14 protein-coding genes are annotated in these 14,115 nt (G+C 67.4%); 7 read left to right on the top strand and 7 right to left on the bottom strand.

Annotated features, from left to right (window positions below):
- Positions 1–69: 69 nt before the first annotated feature.
- Entirely contained in the window at positions 70–471 is a 402-nt protein-coding gene (locus ACLB0R_RS02295) for a MerR family transcriptional regulator (RefSeq protein WP_172274861.1), read from the bottom strand.
- Positions 472–612: 141 nt separating this feature from the next.
- On the opposite strand from ACLB0R_RS02295, the gene merC reads away from it, so the two are divergent.
- The 7 genes from merC (at position 613) to ACLB0R_RS02260 (ending at position 7,074) form a co-directional block, all read left to right on the top strand.
- On the top strand, positions 613–1,038 hold the full coding sequence (merC, locus tag ACLB0R_RS02290) for an organomercurial transporter MerC (RefSeq protein WP_172274863.1): 426 nt from the start codon (positions 613–615) through the stop codon (positions 1,036–1,038).
- 4 nt (positions 1,039–1,042) lie between these two features.
- The gene (gene merT, locus ACLB0R_RS02285) at positions 1,043–1,423 is read left to right on the top strand and encodes a mercuric ion transporter MerT (protein WP_434953685.1); all 381 of its coding nucleotides are present in this window, start codon (positions 1,043–1,045) and stop codon (positions 1,421–1,423) included.
- Positions 1,424–1,435: 12 nt separating this feature from the next.
- A complete protein-coding gene (gene merP, locus ACLB0R_RS02280; protein ID WP_172274869.1) occupies positions 1,436–1,714 on the top strand; it encodes a mercury resistance system periplasmic binding protein MerP in 279 nt (92 codons plus the stop codon).
- A gap of 12 nt (positions 1,715–1,726) precedes the next feature.
- Entirely contained in the window at positions 1,727–3,367 is a 1,641-nt protein-coding gene (merA, locus tag ACLB0R_RS02275; protein ID WP_172274872.1) for a mercury(II) reductase, read from the top strand.
- 34 nt (positions 3,368–3,401) lie between these two features.
- On the top strand, positions 3,402–4,181 hold the full coding sequence (locus ACLB0R_RS02270; RefSeq protein WP_416641757.1) for an alkylmercury lyase family protein: 780 nt from the start codon (positions 3,402–3,404) through the stop codon (positions 4,179–4,181).
- A complete protein-coding gene (locus ACLB0R_RS02265) occupies positions 4,166–5,509 on the top strand; it encodes a dihydrolipoyl dehydrogenase family protein (protein WP_172274878.1) in 1,344 nt (447 codons plus the stop codon). The genes ACLB0R_RS02270 and ACLB0R_RS02265 overlap by 16 nt, the downstream gene beginning before the upstream one ends.
- Positions 5,510–5,652: 143 nt before the next feature.
- Positions 5,653–7,074: an IS1182 family transposase gene (locus ACLB0R_RS02260; protein WP_172274881.1), complete on the top strand. Its 1,422-nt coding sequence runs from the start codon at positions 5,653–5,655 to the stop codon at positions 7,072–7,074.
- A gap of 128 nt (positions 7,075–7,202) precedes the next feature.
- Here ACLB0R_RS02260 and ACLB0R_RS02255 read toward each other — a convergent pair whose 3' ends face one another.
- The 6 genes from ACLB0R_RS02255 to ACLB0R_RS02230 form a co-directional block, all read right to left on the bottom strand.
- Positions 7,203–7,847: an SOS response-associated peptidase gene (locus tag ACLB0R_RS02255; RefSeq protein ID WP_416641754.1), complete on the bottom strand. Its 645-nt coding sequence runs from the start codon at positions 7,845–7,847 to the stop codon at positions 7,203–7,205.
- 2 nt (positions 7,848–7,849) lie between these two features.
- Entirely contained in the window at positions 7,850–8,392 is a 543-nt protein-coding gene (locus ACLB0R_RS02250) for an SOS response-associated peptidase (protein WP_416641752.1), read from the bottom strand.
- Complete coding sequence (locus ACLB0R_RS02245; RefSeq protein WP_416641750.1) at positions 8,379–8,591, bottom strand: hypothetical protein; 213 nt, start codon at positions 8,589–8,591, stop codon at positions 8,379–8,381. The genes ACLB0R_RS02250 and ACLB0R_RS02245 overlap by 14 nt, the downstream gene beginning before the upstream one ends.
- Before the next feature lie 82 nt (positions 8,592–8,673).
- Entirely contained in the window at positions 8,674–11,940 is a 3,267-nt protein-coding gene (locus tag ACLB0R_RS02240; protein ID WP_416641748.1) for an error-prone DNA polymerase, read from the bottom strand.
- Positions 11,937–13,460 (bottom strand): Y-family DNA polymerase, encoded by a 1,524-nt coding sequence (locus ACLB0R_RS02235; protein ID WP_416641746.1) that lies wholly within the window; start codon positions 13,458–13,460, stop codon positions 11,937–11,939. Before ACLB0R_RS02235 ends, ACLB0R_RS02240 begins: the two co-directional genes overlap by 4 nt.
- Entirely contained in the window at positions 13,375–14,100 is a 726-nt protein-coding gene (locus ACLB0R_RS02230; RefSeq protein WP_434953684.1) for an ImuA family protein, read from the bottom strand. The genes ACLB0R_RS02235 and ACLB0R_RS02230 overlap by 86 nt, the downstream gene beginning before the upstream one ends.
- Between the last annotated feature and the right edge of the window lie 15 nt (positions 14,101–14,115).

The raw sequence follows: 14,115 nt of genomic DNA, 5'->3' as shown, positions 1-14,115 counted from the left end.
ACTCTAAAGGGGGCGTTGCGGGGCAGGCTGTGCTAAAAGTCGCAGCCGCCACGATCATATCGCAGCCGCTCAGGCGGCGCGGAGCGCCTCGATCAGCGGACAGCCTGGATCCTGCCCCGCGTCGCAAGCCCGCACCGAGTCGGCCAGCACCCGCTCCATCCGCTTCAGGTCGGCGATGCGCGTGCGCACGTCTTTCAGATGCGATGCGGCGAGGTTGCGCACCTCGGCGCAGGACGCGTGCCCGCCGCCTGCAAGGCCCAGCAGGGCGCGCACCTCGTCCAGCGTGAAGCCCAGCTCGCGGGCCCGTCGCACGAAGCCGAGGCGGCCCACGTCGTCCGCGCCATAGCTCCGGTAGCGGCCCCGCCGGGGCGGGGCCGGCATCAGGCCGATCCGCTCGTAGTAGCGGATCGTTTCGATGTTGCAGCCCGTGCGCCGGGACAGTTCGCCAATCGGAATCGCGGTATCCGCCATGCTGTTCGCGCCTCTCAATTTTGGGCTTGAGTCTGTAGTCGCTACAGATCGTATGTAGTGATCCTCAGCCCCCACGGGCAAGCTGCAGTCCTGATTGTAGCGTCGCTCTGACGGTTCCACGAAGTCGCCGAGGCTATTGCGATGCCCATCCAGAATCCCCTCACCCGCGCGGCCGACAAGGCGGGCGTCATCGGCTCGATCGTCACCGCCATGGGCTGCGCGGCGTGCTTCCCGGCTCTTGCGAGCCTTGGCGCCGCGCTGGGCCTCGGGTTTCTGAGCCAGTACGAAGGCGTCTTTATTCGTTACCTCCTGCCGCTGTTCGCCGTGATCGCCCTCGTCGCCAACGTGGTCGGCGGACTTCGCCATCGCCGGTGGCCGCGAATGGCGCTGAGCGTCATCGGGCCGATCTTGGTGCTGGCGGCGGCTTTGCTCATGGCCACCCGCGGTTGGCCGACGGCGTGGCTCCTCTATCCCGGACTGACCTTGATGGTGGTCGTCGCGATCTGGGATCTCGCTGCACCGCCTCGCAATGCGCCCGCGCCACCCCGCGAAAGGGCTGTTTCCTAACGTGATGGCGGAGTTGATCGGAAGGAGAGTCGACTTGTCAGAACCCAAAAGCGGCCGCAGTGCGTTGGCGCTAGGAGGCGTAGCCGCCATTCTGGCATCGACCTGTTGCCTCGGCCCGCTCGTCTTGGTCGCCCTCGGGTTCAGCGGCGCCTGGATCGGCAACCTGACCGCGCTGGAACCGTATCGTCCGTTGTTCATCGGCGCAGCGCTGATCGCCATGGTCTTCGCCTACCGCCGAATCTTTCCCCCGGCCCGCGCCTGCGAGCCCGGCGAAGTCTGCGCCGTGCCCAAGGTCAGGACCACCTACAAGGTCATCTTCTGGGCGGTCGCAGCGCTCGTCCTTGTCGCGCTGGCGTTCCCCTACGTCCTGCCCCTGTTCTACTGAAAGGAAGTCCCCATGAAGACGCTCGTCTCCCTGATCGCCCTGATGGGCGCGCTCAGCTCGCCCGCGTGGGCCGCGACGAAGACGGTCACCCTGGCGGTGCCCGGCATGACCTGCGCGGCCTGCCCGATAACCGTCAAGACGGCGCTTGCCAAGGTCGACGGCGTCGAGAAAACCGAGGTCAGCTTCGAAAAGCGCGAGGCCGTCGTCTCCTACGATGACGCCAAGACCACGGTCGCCGCCCTGACCAAGGCGACGGCGGGCGCGGGCTACCCGTCCACCGTGAAGCGCTGAGGAGCCTGCCCCGTGACCGCCGCGATCGCCCTGCGCATTGACGGAATGACCTGCGACTCGTGCGCCACGCACGTGAGGGAGGCGTTGGAGCGCGTCCCAGGCGTGCGCTCGGCCGCCGTCTCCTATCTGAAGGCGCGCGCGGAGATCGCGGCCGATGCGGGGGTTAGCTCCGAGGCCCTTGCGGCCACGGTCGCGACGCTCGGCTATCGCGCCTCGGTCGCCGACGCGGGCGGCGCGCAACGCGGCGCCGGCGGCGTCCCGCTGCACATCGCCGTCATCGGCAGCGGCGGCGCGGCGATGGCGGCGGCGCTGAAAGCCGTCGAGCAGGGCGCGAAGGTCACCCTTGTCGAGCGCGGCGTCATTGGCGGAACCTGCGTCAACGTCGGCTGCGTGCCGTCCAAGATCATGATCCGCGCGGCGCATATCGCCCATCTACGTCGCGAAAGCCCGTTCGATGACGGGATCGGGGCCTGTACGCCAGCGATCCTGCGCGAGCAGCTGCTGGCCCAGCAGCAGGCGCGCGTCGATGAGCTGCGGCAGGCGAAATACGAGACCATCCTGGCCGACACCCCGTCCATCACGGTGCTGCGCGGCGAGGCCCGCTTCGCGGACGCCCACAGCCTGCTCGTGCGCCAGTCCGACGGGGTCGAGCAACATGTGACCTTCGAACGCTGCCTAATCGCCACCGGCGCCAGCCCGGCCGAGCCGCCCATTCTGGGGTTGTCGGATACGCCGTACTGGACCTCGACGGAGGCCCTTGAGAGCGAGACCCTCCCATCGCGCCTAGCGGTGATCGGCTCATCGGTCGTCGCTGTCGAACTGGCCCAGGCCTTCGCTCGGCTCGGCAGCAAGGTGACGATCCTGGCGCGCCATACCCTGTTCTTCCGTGAGGACCCGGCCATCGGCGAGGCGGTCACGGCCGCCTTCCGCGCCGAGGGCATCGAGGTGCTGGAGCACACCCAGGCGAGCAAGGTCGCCTACGCCGATGGCGAGTTCGTCCTCGCCACCGGCCAGGGCGAACTGCGCGTGGACAAGCTGCTCGTCGCGACGGGCCGGGCGCCCAACACCCGGACGCTTGTCCTGGAGGCGGCCGGCGTCGCCGTCAACGCGCAGGGCGGCGTCGTGATCGACACGGCCATGCGCAGCAGCACGCCGCACATCTACGCCGCCGGCGACTGCACAGACCAGCCTCAGTTCGTCTATGTCGCGGCGGCGGCCGGAACCCGGGCGGCGATCAACATGACCGGCGGTGAGGCCGCCTTGGACCTGGCCACGATGCCGGCGGTCGTGTTCAGCGATCCGCAGGTCGCCACGGTCGGGCTCAGCGAGGCGGAGGCCCACCGCGCCGGGATCGAGACCGACAGCCGGCTCCTGACCTTGGACAACGTCCCGCGCGCGCTCGCCAACTTTGACACCCGCGGCTTCATCAAGCTGGTCGCCGAAGCTGGTAGCGGCCGGCTCATTGGCGTCCAGGCGGTGACGCCGGAGGCGGGCGAGATCATCCAGACGGCCGCGCTCGCCATCCGGGCGCGCATGACCGTCGGCGAGCTGGGCGACCAGCTGTTCCCCTATCTGACCATGGTGGAAGGCCTGAAGCTCGCGGCCCAGACCTTCTCCAAGGATGTGAAACAGCTTTCCTGCTGCGCCGGTTGAAGGTTCAGTTTGGGTGGCGAGCGGAGCGCGCGTGATGACGACGCCCACCTCACACGCTGAAGCCACCGGATGGCCCGCCGTCGAGTTTCGAGGCGGCGTGATCATCCCAGACTGGGGAGCGGTCACGACACCACAGGCCCAAAACGCCCTGAGGGCCGTCGTCGAGGCCTTCATCGGCCCCAAGTGGGATGGGCTGGATGAGACCGAGAGCCGAATCCACGGCATCGTCCTGAGCGCCTACGCCATGAGCGGGCACGCTCCGGAGGCCGCGGACGTCGCCGCCGGGGCCGGACTCGCCATCGCTGAGACCGACAGCGTGCTGCGGCGTCTGGCCGGGCGCGACCTCCTCATTCTCAACGTTGCCGGCCGGATAGGCGGCGCCTATCCGTTCACCGATGGTCCGACTGAGCATCACGTCGAGACCGGCGGGCTCTCCGTGGGCGCCATGTGCGCCATCGACGCGCTCGGCGTCGGGGCGATGCTGGAGCGCGACATCACCGTCCGCTCGGCGTGCCGTCAGTGCGCCCGTGCGCTCGCCATCCACACACGGAGCCACGGCCGCCAACTGGATCAGGTCGAGCCTTCGGGGATCGTCGTCTGGTCCGGCCATCGCTACGCCGCCGGTTGCGCGGCGTCTTCGCTCTGCACCCTGCAGGCCTTCTTCTGCGATGACGCTCACCTGGAGACCTGGCGCACGAACAGCCTGGCCGCCGATCAGGACGGGGTGCGCCTGAGCCTGTCCGAAGCGCTGGAGGTCGGCCGCGCGATCTTCGCGCCGATGCGGATGGAGTTGCGGCCATGGCCTACGACCTGATCGTCATCGGCAGCGGCACGGCGGCCCAGGTTGCCGTTGCGAAGGTCCGCGCCGCCGGCTGGTCCGTCGCCGTGATCGATCACCGGCCGTTCGGCGGCACGTGCGCGCTCCGCGGCTGCGATCCCAAGAAGATGCTGGTAAGCGGCGAGGAAGCGATCGACGCGGCCAGGCGCATGGCCGGGCATGGCGTCGAAGGCGCCCTAGCGATCGACTGGCCCGGCCTGATGGGGTTCAAGCGGACCTTCACCGATCCCATCCCCGCCAAACAAGAACATCGCTACGCCGAGTTGGGCGTCGACGCCGTCCACGGGCTCGCCCGCTTCGCCGCCCCAGACACGATCGAGGTGGACGGCCGGACCTTGCAGGCCCGCCACGTGCTGATCGCTACCGGGGCGCGGCCGATCCCGCTTGGCATCCCGGGCGAGGGACTGGTCGTCACGAGCGACACCTTCATGGAGCTTGAACGCCTCCCGCGCCGGATCGTGCTGATCGGCGGCGGCTACGTCGCCGCCGAATTCTCGCACCTGGCGGCGCGCGCCGGGGCCGAGGTCACCATCCTGCAACGGCCTGCGCGGCTGCTGCCGAATTTCGATCCCGACCTGGTCGGCTGGCTCATGCCGCGCTTCCATGAACTCCGCATCGCCGTCGAGACCGGCGCTACGGTCACCCGTGTCGAGCCGGTCCAGGGCGGCCTGCTAGTCCATGCCAGCCGTCCGGGCGCGCCGGACCTCGCTGTCCCGGCCGAACTGGTGGTGCACGCCGCAGGCCGCGGGCCCGACCTCGACGCATTGGACCTCGCGGCGGGCCAGGTCACCGTGCGCGACGGCCGCATGCAGCTAAACGACCATCTGCAAAGCGTCTCCAACCCGCGGGTCTATGCCGCTGGCGACGCGGCCGGCGTCGGGCCGCCCCTGACGCCGGTCTCCAGCCACGACGCCAGGGTGGTGGCCGCCAACCTGTTGGACGGCACGTCGCGCAAGCCGGACTATCGCGGGGTCCCGAGCGTTGCCTTCACCGTGCCGCCGATCGCCGCAGTCGGACTCTCGGAGGCGGAGGCCCGTCGCCGCGGGCTGGTGTTCCGCATCAACGCCGCCTCGACGCCGGACTGGTTCACCGCCCGCCGCTTGGCCGAGCGGGTCTACGGCCACAAGGTGCTGATCGAGGAGCACAGTGACCTGGTCCTCGGCGCGCATCTTGTGGGGCCGGGCGCCGACGAGGTGATCAACCTCTTCGGCCTGGCGATCCGCCACGGCCTGACCGCCGCCGACCTTCGCTCCACCATGTTCGCCTATCCGACCGGCGCATCGGACCTGGGTTACATGCTGTAGCGCTCGCCAATGCCTTAGACTGAAGGCCCTCGGCCGATGTAGGAAAATCTCAGTGTACGAACGCAAGACTGTGACTACGTCTGTCCGAGAGGCGCGAACACTACTAGAATCTACACCTGATTCAGGCCTGCCCTGAGGTGTTCGTGAGCTTTATCGAAGGAACAGAACGCGGTCAGGCCAGCCTGCTTCCGCCTTGCCTCGACGATTATGTCGCCCCGGACGCGCTCGTGCGCATCGTCGATGCGTTCGTCGCTAGTCTCGACCTGACTGAACTGGGTTTTGGCCGCACCGTCGCCGCGTCCACCGGCCGTCCTGGTTACCGCCCGGGCGACATGCTCAGGCTCTATATCTGGGGCTATCTCAACCAGCTCCGATCCTCGCGCCATCTGGAACGCGCATGCACTCGCGACCTTGAAGCGCTCTGGTTGCTCCGCCGATTGGCCCCAGACTACCGCACGATCGCCGCCTTCCGGCACGACAACCCGGAAGCCATCATCGCTTCGAGCGCCGCCTTTATTCAGTTCTGCAGGGAAGCCGGCCTGATCAGCGGCCGTCTCGTCGCACTGGATGGGACCAAGATGCGCGCGGTCGCCAGCTCCAAGAATATCGCCGGCGCAGATCGGCTTGCGCGCGACCTGGCGCACACGGAAAAGGAGATCGGCTACTACCTGGACCGGCTCGACATCATGGACGAGGCGTCGGCCAAGGGCTTCGACGATCAGCCGAAGCACCGCCAGGCGTTTACGGATGCAATCGCCGCTCTGCGCCGCCGAAAGGATCGTCTTGTGCGCCGCCAGCAGGTTTTGGCGGATCGCGATGAGAAGGTGCTCGTTTTCGGCGAGCCTGACGCCAAGCCTATGGGCTACGGCCGCGCGCCCAAGTTCCCTGCGTACAACATGCAAAGCGTCGTCGATGTCGACAGCGGACTGATCATTCATCACGACGTCGCCAACGAGGCGAACGACAGCCAACTCCTTCACCCCATGTCGCTGGCGGCGATGGAGGTGTTGGAGATCGACCGGCTCAAAATCCTGGCCGATGGCGGCTACTCGAACGCCCAGGCTGTCGCCGAATGTGAGCGTGACAACATCGAGGTGGCTGCGCCGATCAAGCGTGGCGCGATGAGCTCCGACTTCTTCCGGCCGATCCAGTTTACCTACGATGAAGTGTCCGACACCATCCGATGTCCGGCCGGCGAGACCCTGAGGCCGTCGGGCAAGCACACGCGCAACCGCGCCATCCGATACCGAACGTCCACGTGCAAGGACTGTCGACTGAAATCCCGATGCACGCCCGGCGCCCAGAGGACGATCCATCGACTTTTCGATCAGGCGGCCCTCGATCGGATGGAGGCTAGGATCTACGCCGATCCGAGCTTGATGGTGACGCGCCGATGTACTGTTGAGCACCCGTTCGGCACGATTAAGCGAATGTCGGGCGGCGGCAGATTCCTCACACGAGGGCTCAGAGCGGTGAAAGCGGAGGCCGCGCTCTCGATCTTGGCTTTCAACATCCTCCACGCGGTGAACGCCTTCGGTGCGGAGCGTCTAACGCCAGCGGCCTGAGCCGCACGGCGCATCGCTGCAGTCGCCGGTGCTCTGTGCCGCCGAGTTTTGGCACAGCCTGGGGGTCTCCCCGCAGATGGGGGTGTGCCGGCGACCGCGGCGCCGGCCAGGGGGAAGACTTTCCCCTTCTAAATCAGAGAGTCTTGGTTCACGGCCGTCTTGCGCTTGACCCAAGGCTCAGTCGTTCGATTCATCTCAATCAGGTGGTCGGGAAAGCATCGCTTCTGAAAGTCCATCAAATCGTCGAACGTGCCGTGGAGCCACTGATCGTATTCGTGCGCCAGCAAGAGCACCGGCATGCGGTCATGGATAGGCCTGATCGCCTCGTTGCAGTCGGTCATGGCGCCGGAATAGACCGGCCCCCATTCCTCGCTGTCGCGCCACAGACCGCCCCAGCCGAAGATGGGCTGGTTTTTGACATTGAACCACGTGCGGGTCTTGGAGCCCTTCGCGCCCTCGGCCTCGGCGAAGCTTGTCACCGGGATGATGCAGCGCCATTCCGGTTTGCGCGCGAGCCCTATCCAGAAACCCTTCGCGAGATCGGCGATATTGTTGACGGGAATGGGTTTTGACCCCGGCTTCATTGTCTTCAGCCGTACTGGAAAGCCCCAGGTCATCGACTGAAGGACGCGGGTTCCGTCGACCTCACGCATCACCATGCCGGGGGTGCCGGGATAGACCTCTTCGCCGGCGTTGGTAGCCGGCGTCGTCGAGACGCCGAAGTGGTCGGCGAGATCCTGCAGGCTGCTCTTGACGGTGTAGAGGTTGCACAAATCTATCGACTCCGGCGTCGTTGGGCTGCGGGGTCGCAGCGTATCACGTCCGGGTCGACCATGCGCAGGAGGGCTGCCGGGTCGCCAGGAGCGTCGCCCAGCCAGACCGGCCAGTCCGCGGCCTCGAGGATCAAGGGCATGCGGTCATGAAAAGGAGCGATGGTCGCGTTGGCCTCGACGGTGATCACGCAATAGCTGCGCTCGACGCGATCACCCGGCCAGACGAAGGACTCCCATAAGCCCGCCCAGGCCATCGGCTTGCCATCGGCGCGGGTGACCACGTAGCGCTGCGGCCGGCCGTCCGTCTCGGTTCTGACGTAGTATTCTGTCGCCGGCACAATCGCCCGCCGGCTTCGAAAGGCGTCGGCGAACATCGGCAACTCTTGAACCGTTTCCGCCCGCGCATGGATCGGCCGCACCGCCGTCGCCGGCCGCTCGGTCTTGTACGGAAGCAGGCCCCAGACCAGGTCGCCGAATTCGCGCTGGCCGGATTTGGGATTGCGGCGAATGACCTTGGCGACCGCGCCGGGCTTACCTTCTTCCATGATCGCCTGACGCCTCCTCGGTCCTGTCGAGCGCTTCCAGACGGTCGGGCATATCGAGCATCTTCAGGGCGGCAGCGGTCAGCGCCTCGGCCATCGTCGGATAGGTTTCGGCGGAACTCATCGAGACTCCGTCCGGAAAGGTCACGGTGGCCTGATAGCCGTTGCCCTTGGGCGTGGCCGACAGCGTGATGGTGGACATGGGCGCGGCTCCCGTATTCCCGCGTGGCGATGAAGTTTAGCGTATGGCTGAGCTTTGAGACATTCGTCGGCTGCTGGAGAGATCAGTGGAAGTTCCGGCTCTTCACCTTGATGGTGTCGATGTGAAGGTCGGGAATATAGATGTCGCGGGTGCGCAGCCCCTTGGGCGGCAACTCGCGCGGATCGGGCCCGCCGCCAGCATGGGTGACTTGGTCGCCTCGGCCGTGCGGCAGTGGGAAGGCGTCTCGCTCGCCGACTGTGCCAAGCTCGGCCGAGAGGTCGGTGAGCTTGTGCGCGACCAGGTGAACGACCTCGCCCTCGCGCTGGATGCGGCCGCGGACGGCCATCATGCTGGCGCCCATCACGACGCGGCGGAATCTCTCGAACACCTGTGGCCAGACCACGAGGTTGGCGATGCCGGATTCGTCTTCCAAGGTGATGAACATGACGCCCTTGGCGCTGCCCGGCCGCTGGCGGACAAGCACGAGGCCGGCGGCCTCGAGCCAGCGGCCGTCGCGTGCCTGCATGGCTTCAGTGCAGGTGACGACACGACGTGCGATGAGGTCGTCGCGCAGGAACGCGATCGGATGGCGGCGCAGTGTCAAGCCGACATGACCATAGTCCTCGACCACCTCGCTGCCGGCCGTCATCGACCGGAGCGTGACGGCCGGCTCGTCGATCTCTGGGAGGGGTTCATCGTCGCGCGCGGCGGCCGCGAAGAGTGGAAGCGGCTCGTCCCGCAGCGCCTTGATCGCCCACAGAGCTTCGCGGCGTGCGAGCGCGAGCGACGGCCGGAAGGCGTCGGCTTCGGCGAGCTGGACGAGCGCTGCGGCGGGCACGCCGGCGCGCCGCCAGAGGTCATCGATCGAGACGAAAGGCCGGTCAGCGCGAGCGGCGACGATCGTGGCGGCCTGGGCGTTGGCCAAGCCCTTTACCATGCGCATGCCGAGGCGCACCGCGAAGCGATCTTCGTCGCCAGCGGTCTCTAGCGTGCAGTCCCAGCGGGAGGCGTTTACGCAGACCGGGCGAATTTCGACGCCATGGGCCTGGGCGTCGCGAACGATCTGCGCCGGGGCATAGAAGCCCATGGGCTGCGCGTTCAGGAGCGCCGCGCAGAACACGTCGGGATGCCAGCACTTCACCCAGGACGAGGCGTAGGCGATCAGTGCAAAAGAGGCTGCGTGGCTTTCCGGAAATCCGTAGCTGCCAAAACCCTCGAGCTGCTTGAAGGTCTGTTCGGCGAATTCCTGCTCGTATCCATTGGCGACCATGCCAGAGATGAGCTTCTCGCGGAAAGCCGAGACGCCGCCGGTGAACTTGAAGGTGGCCATGCTCTTGCGGAGCTGGTCGGCCTCGCCGGGCGTGAAGCCGGCACAGACGATCGCCACCTTCATCGCCTGCTCCTGAAACAAGGGCACGCCGAGCGTCTTGCCGAGCACCTGTTCCAACTCGGGTTTGGGATAGACGACGGGCTCCAGCCCCTCGCGTCGGCGCAGATAGGGATGCACCATGTCGCCCTGGATCGGGCCCGGCCGGACAATCGCGACTTCGACCACCAGGTCGTAGAAGGTCCGCGGTTTGATCCGCGGCAGCATCGACATCTGCGCGCGGGATTCGATCTGGAACGTCCCCAGCGTGTCGGCCTTACGGATCATCGCGTAGGTGCGCGGATCTTCGGCTGGGATCGTCGCGAGATCGAGGTTGATGCCCTTGTGCGCGGCCAGCAGGTCGAACCCCTTCTTCATGCAGGTCAGCATGCCGAGCGCCAGCACATCGACCTTCATGAAGCACAGCGCGTCGATATCGTCCTTGTCCCACTCGATCACCTGGCGATCGATCATGGCGGCCGGCTCGATCGGCACGAGGTCGTCGAGGCGGTCATGGGTCAAGACGAAACCGCCCGGGTGCTGGCTGAGATGGCGCGGCGCGCCCATGAGCTGGCGGGCGAGATCGAGCGCCAAGCGCAGGCGCCGGTCGGAGAGATTGAGGTTCAGCTCTTGAACGTGCTTGTCCTCGACGCCGTCTTCCGACCAGCCCCAAACCTGCGAGGACAGCATCTTGATGAGATCCTCGGTCAGGCCGAGCGCCTTGCCGACATCGCGGATCGCGCCCTTGGTGCGATAGCGAATGACGGTCGAGCAGAGTGCCGCGTGGTCGCGCCCGTACTGCTCGAAGATCCACTGCATGACGATCTCGCGCCGCTCGTGCTCGAAATCCACGTCAATGTCGGGCGGCTCGCGACGCTCCTCGGAGACGAAGCGTTCGAACAAGAGGTCGTTCCTGGCCGGATCGATCGAGGTGATGCCGAGCACGTAGCAGACGGCGGAGTTGGCGGCGCTGCCCCGGCCTTGGCAGAGGATGTCTTTCGAGCGGGCGAAGCGGACGATCGAAAAGACGGTGAGGAAATAGGGCGCATAGCGCAGCTTCTCGATCAACCCCAGCTCATGGCGTAGGGTCTGCACGACCTCGTCGGGAAGCCCCTCGGGATAGCGCCAGGCCGCGCCCTCCCAGGTCAGCTTCGCCAGCGTCTCCTGCGGGGTGAGCGACGGGTCAGCGCGCTCTTCCGGATATTGGTAGGCGAGCTCGTCGAGAGAGAAGCGGCAGCGCGCCACGATCTCGAGCGTCCGCGCCAGCGCCTCGGGATAGCGCGCGAACAGGCGGTGCATCTCCTCGGGCGGTTTCAAGTAGCGATCCGCGTGACGCTCGCGGCGGTCGCCGATCTCGTCGATGGTGGCGTTGTGGCGGATACAGGTCACGACGTCCTGCAGGATGCGTCGGCCCGGCTCATGGAAGAGCACGTCATTGGTGACGATGGTCGGCACCCGCATGGACGTCGCGAGATTGGACAGTTCGTGAAGGCGGAGCTGGTCGTTGGGGCGGCGACGCAAGGAGAGCGCCATGTAGGCGCGATCGCCGAAGGCCTCGCGTAGGCGCCGCAGGTGCAAGCCACACTCCTCGTCGGCGGTGTCCGGCACGAGAACGGCAATCAGGCCGTCGCCATAGGCGACGAGATCGGCCCAGGCGAGGTCGCACTGGCCCTTGCCGGCGCGCTTCTTGCCGAGCGACAGCAGCCGGCAGAGGCGCGAATAGGCAGGCCGGTCCGTCGGATAGACCAGGACTGATACGCCGTCGTGGAGGTCGAGGCGACAGCCGACGACAAGCCGGACGCTCGTGGCCTTTGCGGCCTCGTAGGCGCGCACGATGCCGGCCAGCGAGTTGCGATCGACGATGGCAAGCGCCTCGATGCCCATGACCGCGGCGGTGGCGAACAGCTCGTCGCAAGACGATGCGCCCCGCAGGAAGCTGAAGTGCGAGGTCACCTGCAATTCGGCGTAGCGCGGGCTGCTCATCCGAAGATCCCATGCAGGAACCAGCGCTGCGAGCCGGTCAGTGGATCTTCGCCGTCGCCGGCGCGGAAAACCCAATAGCGCTCGCCCGCGTCGTCCTCGATGCGAAAATAGTCACGCACCGCATCCAGCTCGGGATCGCGCTTCCACCATTCGCCGAAGACGCGCTCGGGACCGTCCGCGCGCTTCACCCGTCGGCGCATGCCGCGCCAGGTGAAGTATACGGGCGGATGGTCCGGCAGTAGGGCGACGGTGTCGATCGGTTCGGGCGGGGCGAGCAGGCGCGAGGGCCGTGGCCAGTGGCCCGGCCACTCCGCGCCGGTCTCCGGCGCCAGCGCGTGGATGCGCCGCACTGAACGCTCCGGTACATCGCTCGCCACAGGCGCCGCGCGATAGAGGTTCGCCTCGCCAACGCGATTGGCGAGCAAATCGATCAGGCCGGACACATCCGGCTCCGGCTCTTCGACCAGGCTCGACGCCGCCTGCTTCGGCGCCAGCGGTTCTGCGAAGGTGGCGGCGAGCGTCATGACCTCGATCCCGAAACCCGGGTCGATGGTCTCGATCTTGTCGCAAAGCAGCCGGGTCATGCGCTTCGCGTCGCGCAGGGGCAAGCCGGTGCCGACGCGCACCGCCTGCGCGCGATTGTCGACGCGCTGGCAGATCAGATCGAGCCGTCGCGCGCCGAGGCCCTTCAGTTCCAAGGCGTCGCAGAGCTGGACGGCGAGCTTGCCGATATAGCGCGCGATCGTCTCCGCCGCGCCGATGGGCTCGGCGAAGGCGCGGCGGACTTCGATCAATGCCTCGGGACGGACGGGCTCGATCGGCTCGGCGAGGCGGCCGGTCGCCTGGTCAAGGCGCCGGCCTACTTCGGGACCGAAGCGCAGCGTCAACGGCGCGCGTGGTTGCGACAGCAGGTCGGCGACACGCTCGAATCCGAGCACCCGAAGATCGGCCACCAGGACGGGTGCGAGCCGCAGCGCCGCGAGCGGCAGCGGCGCGACATCGCCTGCGACCGCCCCCGGCTCCGACACAAACCCTGGCCGGGCGCAGAAGCGCGCCAGGGCATGAGCCGCGCCCCAGGAGTCAGCGATGGCGGCGCGGGCGCGCAGACCGACGCTGGCGAGCTTCTCCACCAGCATCGCCACCATGGCGGCCTCGCCGCCATGGAGGTGATCGGCGCCGGTGGAATCGATGACGATGCCGTCGGGCGGATCGGCGGCGACGATCGGCGCAAAGCGTTGCAGCATCCAGAGCGCCACCCTCTCCAACGCCTCGGCGTCCGCCGCCGTGTCGGCGTCCTGGATCACCAGGCCCGGCACCAGCGCCTGGGCCTTGGTCGCGGGCATGCCGACGCGCAGGCCGGCGGCCTGGGCGGCGGCATCCGCCGCCAGAACCACCCGCCTTTGCCCGTCCCGGCCGGCCAGGATCAGCGGCGTCTCAGGCGGAGGCGCTGTGTTGCCCGCCTTCCGCCTGACCCGGTCCGTGGACAAGGTCGGCAGGAAGACGGAGATGACCCGTGTCATCGCACGCCTCCAGTTCGAAGTCCGCGCTCTCCCCGGCGCGGCAGCGGATCAACTCGACCAGCCAGCGCGGGCGGCCGACGCCCGGGACAGGCAGCGCGGTCGAAGGCAGCGCCGAAATGCGCCAACGGGTCGTGGCGGCGGTGGGCTGACCGAAATCCGACGCTTCGGTCTGCCGGCGCCAGCGACGCAGCGCGATGCCGATTGTTCCAGACCCTTCGGCGGCGAGTTGCAGCCGCCGGGAGGCTGTCATGTTTAGCCGGGCGACTTCCGCCACCACGGCGCCGAGACCGCCGTGCCGCAGGCCCTCCTCAACACAGGCGAGGACCGTCTTTTCGTCGCCACCCTCGAGGTAGATGACGCGGTCGGATTTCAGACCCGCTTGGGAAAGCGCCGGCGCGAACAGGTCTGGCCTGGTGACACACCAGAGCACTTTGCCCCGCGTGCGCGCTGCAATGCCGGCCGAAAAGAGTGCGGCGGCGGCGCCATCGATCGCCCCGTTCCCGCCGCCAGCGACTTCATGCAGCGCACCGCACGGGAGCCCACCGTCTGGAAGGCGCGAGTCCACTGCGGCGAGACCGAAGGGCAACACCGTTGTGCCACGCCGGTGCCGCCCCTCGATTTGGCGGACTTGGGCGCGCAAGGACTCGATAGCGGA

Origin of the sequence: Sphingomonas sp. GlSt437 (assembly GCF_048015635.2) — a bacterium.
GTDB lineage: Bacteria > Pseudomonadota > Alphaproteobacteria > Sphingomonadales > Sphingomonadaceae > Sphingomonas.
This window is presented reverse-complemented; position numbering and strand designations above follow the sequence as displayed.

What these genes read in the sequence shown, in the direction of transcription:
- ACLB0R_RS02295 (WP_172274861.1), bottom strand. Translation starts at nt 471, where the DNA reads ATGGCGGATACCGCGATTCCGATTGGCGAACTGTCCCGGCGCACGGGC.
- merC (WP_172274863.1), top strand. Translation starts at nt 613, where the DNA reads ATGCCCATCCAGAATCCCCTCACCCGCGCGGCCGACAAGGCGGGCGTC.
- merT (WP_434953685.1), top strand. Translation starts at nt 1,043, where the DNA reads ATGGCGGAGTTGATCGGAAGGAGAGTCGACTTGTCAGAACCCAAAAGC.
- merP (WP_172274869.1), top strand. Translation starts at nt 1,436, where the DNA reads ATGAAGACGCTCGTCTCCCTGATCGCCCTGATGGGCGCGCTCAGCTCG.
- ACLB0R_RS02270 (WP_416641757.1), top strand. Translation starts at nt 3,402, where the DNA reads ATGACGACGCCCACCTCACACGCTGAAGCCACCGGATGGCCCGCCGTC.
- ACLB0R_RS02265 (WP_172274878.1), top strand. Translation starts at nt 4,166, where the DNA reads ATGGCCTACGACCTGATCGTCATCGGCAGCGGCACGGCGGCCCAGGTT.
- ACLB0R_RS02250 (WP_416641752.1), bottom strand. Translation starts at nt 8,392, where the DNA reads ATGGAAGAAGGTAAGCCCGGCGCGGTCGCCAAGGTCATTCGCCGCAAT.
- ACLB0R_RS02245 (WP_416641750.1), bottom strand. Translation starts at nt 8,591, where the DNA reads ATGTCCACCATCACGCTGTCGGCCACGCCCAAGGGCAACGGCTATCAG.
- ACLB0R_RS02240 (WP_416641748.1), bottom strand. Translation starts at nt 11,940, where the DNA reads ATGAGCAGCCCGCGCTACGCCGAATTGCAGGTGACCTCGCACTTCAGC.
- ACLB0R_RS02235 (WP_416641746.1), bottom strand. Translation starts at nt 13,460, where the DNA reads ATGACACGGGTCATCTCCGTCTTCCTGCCGACCTTGTCCACGGACCGG.